This is a genomic window from Acinetobacter sp. 742879 (genome assembly GCF_000588535.1).
Classification (GTDB): Bacteria; Pseudomonadota; Gammaproteobacteria; order Pseudomonadales; family Moraxellaceae; genus Acinetobacter; species Acinetobacter pittii.
Map to the genome: position 1 here is coordinate 72,455 of NZ_JFYC01000004.1, position 11,575 is coordinate 84,029.

At 39.6% G+C, this 11,575-nt stretch carries 8 protein-coding genes; 1 reads left to right on the forward strand and 7 read right to left on the reverse strand.

From position 1 onward, the window contains the following. Nucleotides 1–11: 11 nt before the first annotated feature. The 5 genes from pstA to J690_RS11245 form a co-directional block, all read right to left on the reverse strand. The gene (gene pstA / locus J690_RS11225; protein WP_005073268.1) at nt 12–1,409 is read right to left on the reverse strand and encodes a phosphate ABC transporter permease PstA; all 1,398 of its coding nucleotides are present in this window, start codon (nt 1,407–1,409) and stop codon (nt 12–14) included. Further along, nucleotides 1,406–2,785, reverse strand: coding sequence for a phosphate ABC transporter permease subunit PstC (pstC, locus tag J690_RS11230; RefSeq protein WP_002119004.1), 1,380 nt, complete (start codon nt 2,783–2,785; stop codon nt 1,406–1,408). The genes pstA and pstC overlap by 4 nt, the downstream gene beginning before the upstream one ends. A 99-nt stretch (nt 2,786–2,884) precedes the next feature. Continuing rightward, complete coding sequence (locus J690_RS11235) at nt 2,885–3,916, reverse strand: substrate-binding domain-containing protein (RefSeq protein ID WP_002118975.1); 1,032 nt, start codon at nt 3,914–3,916, stop codon at nt 2,885–2,887. 477 nt (nt 3,917–4,393) lie between these two features. Further along, nucleotides 4,394–5,773 (reverse strand): amino acid permease, encoded by a 1,380-nt coding sequence (locus J690_RS11240; protein ID WP_032035867.1) that lies wholly within the window; start codon nt 5,771–5,773, stop codon nt 4,394–4,396. A gap of 139 nt (nt 5,774–5,912) precedes the next feature. Then, nucleotides 5,913–7,634 carry an alpha-keto acid decarboxylase family protein gene (locus J690_RS11245; protein ID WP_032035868.1) on the reverse strand — a complete coding sequence of 574 codons (1,722 nt, stop codon included), beginning with the start codon at nt 7,632–7,634 and terminating at the stop codon, nt 5,913–5,915. 134 nt (nt 7,635–7,768) lie between these two features. On the opposite strand from J690_RS11245, the gene J690_RS11250 reads away from it, so the two are divergent. Further along, entirely contained in the window at nt 7,769–8,254 is a 486-nt protein-coding gene (locus J690_RS11250; protein ID WP_000357090.1) for an Lrp/AsnC family transcriptional regulator, read from the forward strand. A gap of 71 nt (nt 8,255–8,325) precedes the next feature. Here the strand turns inward: J690_RS11250 and J690_RS11255 are convergent, their stop codons facing one another. Beyond that, nucleotides 8,326–9,756, reverse strand: a complete 1,431-nt coding sequence (locus tag J690_RS11255) for an aldehyde dehydrogenase family protein (protein ID WP_032035871.1) — start codon at nt 9,754–9,756, stop codon at nt 8,326–8,328. Nucleotides 9,757–10,042: 286 nt separating this feature from the next. After that, nucleotides 10,043–11,575, reverse strand: a complete 1,533-nt coding sequence (locus J690_RS11260; protein ID WP_032035873.1) for a pyridoxal phosphate-dependent decarboxylase family protein — start codon at nt 11,573–11,575, stop codon at nt 10,043–10,045.

The window sequence follows — 11,575 nt, forward strand, 5'->3', positions numbered from 1 at the left end:
TTTATCCTCTATTACCAACGCACTTCGAACTTTTTACGTAACCAAATTGCAAGACTGTTTAAACCAATCATTAATGCAAGTAGTACGATAATCGCAGCAGCAGTACGGCCTTCGAAGAAGTTACGCAACTCATTACCCTGCCATAAATAAACCTGTACAGGTAAAGCAGTTGCTTGATCAAATGGAGTTGCTGGAATACTTGCAACGAATGCACTCATTCCAATTAAAAGTAAAGGTGCGGTTTCACCAAGCGCATGTGCAACACCAATAATTGCACCTGTCATAATGCCCGGTAATGCCAACGGTAAAACGTGATGAAAAATGGTTTGGAACTTAGAAGCTCCCAAACCAAGTGCCGCTTGTCGAATAGAAGGTGGCACTGCTTTTAATGAAGCACGCGTGGTAATAATCACTGTTGGCAGTGTCATTAAGCTTAAAACCAAACCACCCACCAACGGAGCTGATAAAGGCAAATGCATCCAACCAATGAAAATTGCAGCACCAAGTAGACCAAATACAATTGAAGGAACAGCAGCAAGGTTATTGATGTTAACTTCAATAATATCGGTAAGAACATTTTTTGGAGCAAACTCTTCGAGATAGATTGCGCTGGCAACACCAATTGGGATCGCAATGATGATCACGATGAGCATCATGAATAATGAACCCATGAATGCACCTGCAAGACCACTAATTGCTGGAGAACTACGAGAGTCAGGATTCTTAAATAAGTTCAAGTTAAATGTACTTTCAAGAACACCTTTCGCCTTTAACTCATCTGCAAGCTTACGCACTTCTGGATCGAGTTGTTGCTGATCATCTGGTAATGAACGATCAATATTACCTTTTAACCAAACATCGACGTTCGCGTCACCTAAAAAGGTAATGTTTTCTTTTTTACCAATGAGTGATGGATCTGCAAAAACCATATCACGTAGGCGATAAGCTTCCGAGCTTGCATATAAGCTGCTTAGGTAGTCACGTTGTGATGCAAGTGCAGGATCTTTAGCAATCATTCCATTTACAATGATGCCATCCCAATCGACCATACCCATTTTAGTTTGCCAATCAACATAACGTTCTTGGTAATGCGCAGGTGTTTCACCTTGAGTACGTACAGGTACTGGGCCTGCATCAATCACTTTAGGGTCAAAGTAAATTGGAACATTCATACTGGTTTGCCAAAAAGCAGGTAAACCTTTTGCCAAGATACTACCGAACAAGAGAGCAACGAATGCAAGACCAATAATGACTGCCGAGAAACCCGCAAAACGGAAAGCTTTTTCTTTGCGATGACGTTTAGCCAAAGATTTTTCAATAACCTGTTTACGTCGTTCACGTGTTTCGGCAGCAGTTTTCGGATCAAATACGTTCTGATCCATAGGAGACGATGTATTTGATGTACTCATTCGTATTGCTCACGGTATTTACGCACAATGTACAGTGCTACAATATTTAATCCCAAGGTAATAACAAATAGTGTTAAACCTAGCGCGAATGCAACCAATGCTTGTGGACTTGAGAAGTCTGTATCTCCAGTCAACTGTTTTACAATAGTTACTGTCACTGTCGAAACAGCTTCAAATGGATTTGCGTGTAAAAGTGGACTATTCCCTGCTGCTAAAACCACAATCATGGTTTCCCCAACAGCGCGAGAGACTGCCAATAAGAAAGCGCCTGTAATCCCCGGTAAAGCTGCCGGTAATACAACTTGACGAATTGTCTCAGACTTAGTCGCACCAAGTCCTAAAGAACCGTCACGTAGTGCACGCGGGACTTGAGTAATAATGTCATCAGACAAAGATGACACAAACGGGATAATCATAATTCCCATTACAAAGCCAGCAGTTAAAGCACTCGTCGCATTAATCTCTAAACCAACATATGCACCCGCTGCTTTAAAGAATGGTCCAATAATCATCATGGCAAATACACCATAAACAATTGTTGGAATACCAGCTAAGACTTCAATTGTTGGTTTTGCCCATGAGCGGAACCATGGTGAAGCATATTCAGCTAAATAAATTGCGATCATTAATCCAACTGGTACAGCAACGAGTAGAGCGATACCACTGACCATGAGCGTACCCCATAGCAATGGTAATAAACCATAACTGCCTTCAGCATTACCAGAAGTACTAAAGCCCGGATTCCATTCTGTACCAAAGAAAAAGTCCATTGGACTGACAAAACGGAAGAAGTGCATTGCTTCGCCAAACATCGACATTACGATACCGATGGTTGTCAAAATCGCAACACCAGAACATAAAATCAAACCAACATTAATGGCACGTTCAACTTGGTTACGAGCACGATATTGTTGGCTGATTTTTTTCTTTGCCCAAACCAACCCCAATAAAGCAGCACAAATTACAACAGCAAATTTGGCAAAAGAGCCAATGGTTTGAAATTTTGCAAACTGTTGAGCAGCAGCTAATTCGTAGGCTGCCGGTTTATCGCTCACCCCAAAACCTGAAGCAATTGATTGAACACGATCAACCAATACACTTCTACCCGCTTCATCAAGAGAAGCACTTACAGACGCCGGAATATTATTAAAAATAATATGATTTAAAATACTTGGTTCAACCAAGTTCCAAATGATCAAAATTAAAAAAGCAGGGATACCGCACCAAAGACCAACCAGTGCGCCATAATAACCAGGACGAGAATGTAACGTCGCCGAGTTGCTTCCCTTACCTGCTATGTTACGGCTCTTTCTCAGCCCAAGTTGATATGCAATTGCCACGAGGGCTAACAACACACCGATAAGTAGCAGATTCATGTACTCTCCACTGTTTTCTCAATTGTCATAATTTGGAAAAACAAGTTAGACAAAAAGGCTGATGAACTCTTAAGATCACCAGCCTTCATTCAAACTAACTTATTTAACAGTTTTACCTGCTTTAAAGTCAGCTAAAACTTTTGCACGTTCAGCATCAGACATCGCGATTAAACCATCACGTTCAGCTTTAGAACCTTTACCAGTTGCTTTCTTGCTTACGAAATATTCTACATATTGCGGTAAGCCTTTAACTGATTTTAAGTGTTCGCCTTTCACGTAGAAGTACAATGGGCGAGATACAGGGTATGTACCATTCAATACTGTCTTCTCAGATGGAACAACGTTGTTTACTGTTGCTACACGTAACTTGTCACGGTTCATGTCATAGAAACTTAAACCAAACACGCCTACAGCACTTGGAGAAGTTTTTAAGCGCGCTAATGTTTCTGTATAGTCGCCAGCGATTTCAATTACACGGCCATCTTTACGGAAAGTAGAACATGCTTTCTTCTGAGCATCTTTGTCTAAGCTCTTGAAGTATTCATATGCTTCACAACCAGCTTCAACCATTTTCTCTTGGAAAACTTCACGAGTACCGTGGTTAGATGCAGGGATTACAAGCGTAATCGGTTCATTTGGAAGTGTTTTATCAATTTGATTCCAGTTTGTATATGGGTTTGGAACCAATTTACCTTTTGAGGGCAACTGTGCAGCTAAAGCAGCAAACACATGGTAAGGTTTTAATTTATAAGCTGCTTTGTGTGAGTTAGACGCGAATACAATACCGTCATAACCGATTTTGATTTCTTGAATTTGTTTTACACCAGCTTTGTTACAAGCTTCGATTTCAGTGCTTTTAATTTTACGAGAAGCGTTAGCAACGTCGATCGTGTTATCGCCAACACCTTGACAGAATTGTTTCAAACCAGCAGAAGAACCGCCAGAACCAACTACAGGAGTTTTAAATTGAGGGAAAGTATTACCAAACTCTTCAGCTACAACGCTGGCAAATGGTAATACAGTTGAAGAACCAGCAATTTGAATCGTATCACGAGCTGCATTTGCAGTCGTTGTTACAGCTGCCCCAGTTACTGCTAACGCAATTGCGATTTGACGTGGATTTAAGCGCATTCTGTTCTCTCTCATTAATGCAATAGGTTGTACGTCACTTTTTGTTGAGTGCTTGTACGCTCTTCGATAGCTGCATTGTGAATAGAAAATATGACAATTAAGTTACAGTATGATGACGCTTTAATGATTTCGATATTGTTAACTGTCACATTAATATTTTTTATGTATTATCAATTAGTTATTTTAAATGCAGAGATTATTTAACCCTCTCTATCAATCTATATTATGACATTAACTAAAAATATTAAATTTTTATTTTTTATAAAATATAAAAACAAAAGGTATTATAAATATATTAAAAAACGGTAATTTAGTGATTTATTAATTTTATTATTTAAATATTTTCTGTCATTAAAATTATTATTAAAAATTTCTAGAAAAAAACAATTTCTTTGTAACATGAAAATAATATGACAAAAGATAAAGGGTTACCGACCCTAAGGCTGATAACCGCAATATCATTGTCAATTTAAAGGATCAATTCGATTGTACTTCTGGCAGAACAACCATTTTTTTACGATATTTTAAGAAGCACATCACAGCTAAAACAACAAGCCAGATTGGCCCTAAAATAACTGCCAATCTCATATCTGGAGTCATCGCCATAATAATAAGAATAAAGCATACAAAGCTAATGGTTAAATAATTACTCCAAGGACTCATAATGCTTTGGAACTTAGTTTGGCGTCTTTGCAATTTCATTGCTTTAGTAAATTTCAAATGCGTCACTGAAATCATGAGCCAGTTAATGACAAGTGCAGCCACCACAAGCATCATGAAGAGCTGAAAAGCTTGACCAGGAATCAGATAATTCACGACCACACATATTGCTGTGATAGATGCAGAAACAACTGCTGCTGGAACTGGAATACCGCGACTGTTTACTTTTTTCAAAATTGCAGGAGCATTACCCTGCTCTGCCAAACCATGTAACATACGACTATTACAATAGATACAGCTGTTATAAACTGAAATAGCAGCAATTAAGACCACAAAGTTCAGAACGTTCGCAACACCGTTACTATTGAGTGACTGGAAAATCATGACAAATGGACTGCCGCCTTCTGCAACCATGTTCCATGGATAAAGACATAAAAGAATACCGATTGCACCGATATAAAAAATCAGGATACGGTAAACAATCTGATTTACTGCTTTAGGAATAGTCGTTTCAGGTTTCTTCGTTTCAGCTGCTGCAATACCAATTAATTCCAAGCCACCAAATGCAAACATAATGACAGCCAAAGCCATGACAAAACCGTGAATCCCATGCGGGAAAAAACCACCGTGTTGCCATAAATTTGCAACACCCGCTTGCGGACCTGCTGAGCCTGAAAGTAAAAGATAAGTACCGAAACCAATCATGCTTAAAATGGCAACAATTTTAATGCAGGAAAATAAGAACTCGGATTCCCCAAAAAAGCGAACATTTACCAAGTTAATGCCGTTAATTAAAATAAAGAAAAATAAAGCAGTCAGCCATGTCGGAATTTCAGGCCACCAAAACTGTATAAATGTCCCAATCGCACTTAATTCAGCCATACTGACGAGTACATATAATACCCAATAGTTCCAGCCAGACATAAATCCCGCCATTTTGCCCCAGTATTTGTTCGCAAAATAACTAAAAGAACCACTAACCGGCTCTTCAACAACCATTTCACCTAAATGGCGCATAATTAAAAAGGCAATAATACCTGCAATTGCATATCCTAATAAAATTGAAGGACCAGCCAATTTAATTGTTTGTGAAAGACCTAAGAATAATCCTGTACCAATCGCCCCTCCGAGTGCGATGAGTTGAATATGCCGATTGGATAAGCCTTGTTTTAACTCGTGCTTATTGTTTGCATCCATAACATTATCTCCAATGTTGGTGTCACTTCCTGTACACCTTTATTCAGCACTACATCCGAAGATCAGGAACCGACCTTCGGACATAAGTTGCTTTAATATGAGTCCATTTAATTTTGAGAAGACTTGTCCTATCTTCTATTTAAAACGAGCTTGCATCCTTACATTTAATCGGTTGGGAACGCTCCTTTAAAATTTCGTAGCCACGATCGCCGTAGTCAAAACGCGCAATCACAGAAGCAAATTTTTTCAAACTTACTGGCGCATCCATTGCTGGTAGTTTTAATTCAATAAAAGTTAACTGGTCATTTAAATGAACATTGTCTAAAACGCTCTTTAGCTGCCCTGCTGTTTCAACCACATAAGTTGTATGGCCTTTTTTACCGTTAAATACCGCAGGAATTTCAGTGTATTTCCAGTTTTGCACGTCGTTATAGGCCGCATTTTCACCCATAATTAGGCGCTCAATGGTGTAGCCACCGTTGTTCAGCAAGAAAATGATTGGTTTTAAACCATGACGAATAATCGTAGAAAGCTCTTGTACCGTAAGCTGGAATGAACCATCACCAATAAACAGAATTTGACGACGCTCAGGAGCAGCTAACAAACTACCAAGCAAAGCCGGTAAGGTGTAACCAATAGAACCCCAAAGCGGCTGAGCAATATATTTAGCTGTGGCAGGGAGCTTTATTCCTGACAAAGCAGAGTTTGATGTTCCCACTTCACCAATAATTACATCATCTTCTTTTAAGAACCCTGAAATGTAGTTCCAAAGCACATCTTGGCTTAGCTTTTGTTGAGCTGGAGCTTCAACTACTTTCTGCGGTTGTTTTTCAAGAAGAGGTGTTGACGATTTACGTGGTGCAACTTTTTTATTTAGCTCGACAAGTAATTGTCCAATTTCAATACCTGGAAAATCCTGACCAAAAATATTTAAGCCATAAGATTTAATTTCGATGTAGTTTTTGGTTTCAATTTGATGCGTAAATACAGCTGAGCCAACATCGGTAAAGCGTGCACCAATACCAATTAGGCAGTCAGATTGCTCAATGATATTTTTCACATGGGGTTGGCTTGCCCCACCTACATAAGTCCCGATATAACGAGGCGAGCCTTCATCCATAATATTTTTTGCAGTATTCATACCTGCAAATGGGATTGAGCATTTTTGAGATAGATCATTTAAAAGCGACGTTACACCAAAAACCGAAGCTTCATTATCAATAAGAAGTGCTGGGCTTTGAGCATTCTCAATAATGTCACAAAGTTTGCTTACCACAGTTTGTAATAATTCAGGTTCAACAGCTGGATAACTTAGGTCAAGCGGACGCTCAGATACTTCAATTTTAACGTGGGTAATATCGCCTGGTAGTTGAATGTGTACAGGACGACGCTCAAGGAAACACTGACGTAACACGCGGTCAATTTCAAAGGCTGCATTTGCTGGAGTTAAACGTGTTTGGGCAACAGTGAACTCTTTCATACAGTTCATAATGTTGTCGTAGTTACCATCAACTAACGTATGGTGTATGAGAGTGCCCTTTTGAACTGCATGTAAAGGTGGAATACCTGAGATATGAATAAGCGGTACATTTTCTGCATAGGCCCCTGCAATACCATTAATCGCACTCAAGTCACCTACCCCATAAGTGGTTGCCAAGGCAGAAAAGCCGTTAATTCGTGCATAACCGTCTGCTGCATAGGCAGCATTTAATTCATTACAATTTCCAATAAATTCGAGTTGTGGGTCTGCTTCAACTTGTTCTAGATATGAGAGGTTAAAATCACCAGGTACACCAAAAAGATGTTGGATACCCATTTGTTTTAGACGAAGATTTAAAAATTCACCAATTTCTATGAACATTGCTCTATATCCTTTGAGACCAATTTTTATTCCATAGAAAAATAATATTTCATCTATCTTTTAGATTTCGTGCATAATGAAAACGCATTTTAATAAAAATACATGATTTGTGTATCATAAAAGGATTTTATGCAATGGATAAGTTCGACTGGCAAATCATTCAGGCACTACAAAAGAATGGACGACTCACCAATCAGGAAATTGGAGATTTAATCGGTTTATCTGCTTCGCAATGTTCAAGACGACGTCAATTGCTCGAGCAAAAAGGTGTGATTCTCGGTTACACGGCGCGCATTCAACAACAGGCGCTAGGGCTGGAAGTTACAGCAATGATTCACATTAATTTAAGGACACACGAGGCAAAATCACAACAGGCTTTTCAAGAGCTCATTGAAGCTGAAGACAACATTCAAGATGCGTTTTCAATTAGTGGCGATGCGGATTTTATTTTAAAAGTCGTTGCTGAAAACTTAGAACAGCTTTCTCAATTTGTGACTGAAAGATTACTTTCTTATAATTTTATAGGGCACATAAAGTCTTACATTGTTCTTAAAAAAATTAAAGAACAGAATCATTTTTTAATCAAACCTAAAAGCATGAGCTATCATCACTCTCAATAAACTAACTCAGCTTTTCACTCATAAAAGTGAAAATAAAAAGGCGGATACTAGATCCGCCTTAAAATTAATATTTAGACTTTACTGATATGAACCGTTTGCCCAATCGTATTTTCAAGTAACCCTTCCAAGCCAAATTCAGCACCTAGGCCAGACATTTTCCAGCCACCAAAAGGTGCATGAGGTAGAACCTCAGCATGGGTATTAATCCAAACAGTTCCGCATTGAAGCTGACTAGCGTAAGTCTGTGCTGCTTTAATATCTGACGACCAGATTGAGCCACCTAAACCAAACTCACTGTCATTGGCACGAGCAATAGCATCGTTGATATCGGTATATTTTAAAACAGGTAACACTGGACCAAATTGCTCTTCTTGTACCACGCGGCAAGAGTCAGAAACTTCAGTCAAAATAGTTGGCGCAATAAAGTAGCCCTGCTCTGGTAGCTGCTGTTGCCCAGAAAGTGCTTTTGCACCCTGTTCAATCGCTTCAGTAATAAGTGCTTTTACTTTGTTATATTGCATTTGGTTTTGTACTGGACCAAATGTTGTAGAAGATGCCATACCATCACCCACAACTTGAGCGTTGGCAATATCAGCTAACTTTTGAGATAAAGCTTCATACTGGCTTTCATGAACGTATAAGCGCTTTAAGGCTGCACATGTTTGACCGGCATTCAAGAACGCCATATTAAAAATCTTAGGTGCAATTTCATCGATATTTGCATCTGGTAATACAATACCAGCATCATTACCACCCAACTCTAAAGTTAAGTGTTTTAGCTGCTGAGCTGCACCCGCCATAATGTGCTGGCCTGTTCGAGTTGAACCCGTAAATACAACTTTTTGTACATCTGGATGAGAAGATAATGCTTCGCCAATCTCACCAGCACCAACCACAATCGAAATTACACCAGCAGGAACTTCTTGCTGAATGATTTCACATAAACGCAAAGTTGATAGTGGTGTGTATTCAGAAGGTTTGCTAATCACAACGTTACCCGCGCGTAAGGCAGGCATGATGTGCCAAACTGCAATCATCAGTGGCCAGTTCCATGGTGTAATTGAAGCCACTACACCTAATGGTTGGCGATGGCGCTCAATACGCTTGGTTTCACTGTCTTCAATTACTTCTACAGGTAAATCCATCGCAGCCGCATAGCGAGTCCAGCCAATTGCGCCCTGCACTTCCATTTGAGCAAGTGCCAATGGCTTACCTTGTTCAAGCACAACCAACTCTGCGAGCATTTCAGCGTGCTTTTCAATGCCATCGGCAATCTTGTTCAAGATTAACTTACGCTCTTCGTGTGAAACTTGTTGCCAAGCTTTAGATGCTTGTTTAGCAGCACTCACTGCCTGATTTACTTGCGCAACCGATGCTTTTGCACAACGTGCAGCAGTTAAGCCAGTAGCAGGGTTAAGAATTTCTAGTTCACCTTGTTCACCTGAACAAAGTTGACCGCCAATAATGAGTTTAAATTCATTGAGCATATTCGCTTGTTGCATTTCTTCTTCCTTGTCTTAATTGTAATTACAGCCACTTACTTTTTTCAGTTAAAGCGGGATTATTTAAAGTAAGTACGATATTGATATATCAATGTGACCAAAAATATTGGGGACATACCAATACAATAAGAAATTTGCTCCCCATAAATCATGCATAATTATTTTTGTTTTTTGAAAATATGCATGATTTGTGCATGTATTCTTTTCTTCATACACAATCCAAATAAAAACAATCTGCCATAAAAAAGCCCGGTAATAAACCGAGCTTTTTTTGTTATCAACTTAATTAGTCAATTGGTGGTACATAGTTACCAGAAGCAATTGCATCTTTAATGCGGTCAGCTTCAGCCAATACTTGACCTAAAAGGTTTTTGACGTTTTCGAATGTCACAACAGGGCTTAATGTTGTCATTTTCAATGACTGTACATTACCCACTTTTGTTACACCGATATTTGCTTCACCACGTGCAAACAATTCGTCCGCTACGTTTTGGTTCAAGCTATCGATAAACTCAACTGGGTAGTCTTGTGGCACAACACGGAACAATACCGAAGCAAACTGTGGCTCAACTAAAAGTTCTAAACCTTCAGTTGCCTTGATGTAATCTGCAACTTCACGAGTAAGTTTTACACCATGGTCAATCATTGAACCATAAAGGTCTTCACCTAGTGATTCGATTGTCATCCACAATTTCAATGCATCAAAACGACGAGTCGTTTGTAATGACTTAGACACAAGGTTTGGTACACCGTGCTCTTCGTCATAAGCAGAGTTCAAGTATTCAGCTTCGTAGTGCATGAAACGATAGTTCGCTTCATCTTTCAACAAGAACGCGCCACAGCTAATGCTTTGGAAATAATGCTTATGGAAGTCGAGGGTAATCGAGTCAGACAACTCAATACCATCAAGCATTGCACGATAGTCATTTGACAGAATTAATGCACCGCCCCATGCCGCATCGATATGCATCCATGAACCATATTTATTGGTAATTTCACGGATTTTCTTCAATGGGTCAATTGCACCAGCATCGGTTGTACCTGCTGTCGCAACGACACAAGCAACAACTTTACCTTCAGACTGAAGATGCGCCATCGTTTTTTCGAGAGCATCTACATCCATCTGTGCATTTTCATTCACAGGAACAGTTACAACTGACTGGAAGCCCATACCCATCATTGCCATGTTCTTTTGCACAGAGAAATGCGCATTTTCAGAACAAATGACTTTGACGTTTTTCATTGCATCGGCAGGAATACCATCACGCTGTACAGACCATGGATTACCATTTTCGTCTTTCCAGTTTTTCGAGATGCACCAGTCACGAGCAAGCAATACACCCATCAAGTTAGATTGAGTACCGCCAGAAGTGAAAACACCAGCCTGACCAGAACCATAACCTACTTTTTGACGCAACCAATCAATGAGCTGAACTTCCATTAATGAACCTGCCGGGCTTTGATCCCATGAGTCCATAGATTGGTTAGTTGCATTGATTAACACTTCCGCAATCTGGCTCATCACCATGGTTGGGCAGTGTAAATGTGCTAATGAATGTGGATGATGTACTTTCAAGCTTTTATTCAAGAAAAGCTCAATCATACGTTGAAGAGATTCTTGTACACCCATACCTTCTTTTGAAGGTTGGAAAGAAATTGCTGAACGCAATTCTTTAATGCTACCACCAGTGTACATCTTTTCATTTTGCAACCATGCTGAAACGGCTTTTACCGCTTCGCCCATTGCTGACTCATAGTCAGCAATGGATTGTGCATCATTGCAGAGTAACGCTTTACGATGTTCTGCAAAATCCACCAT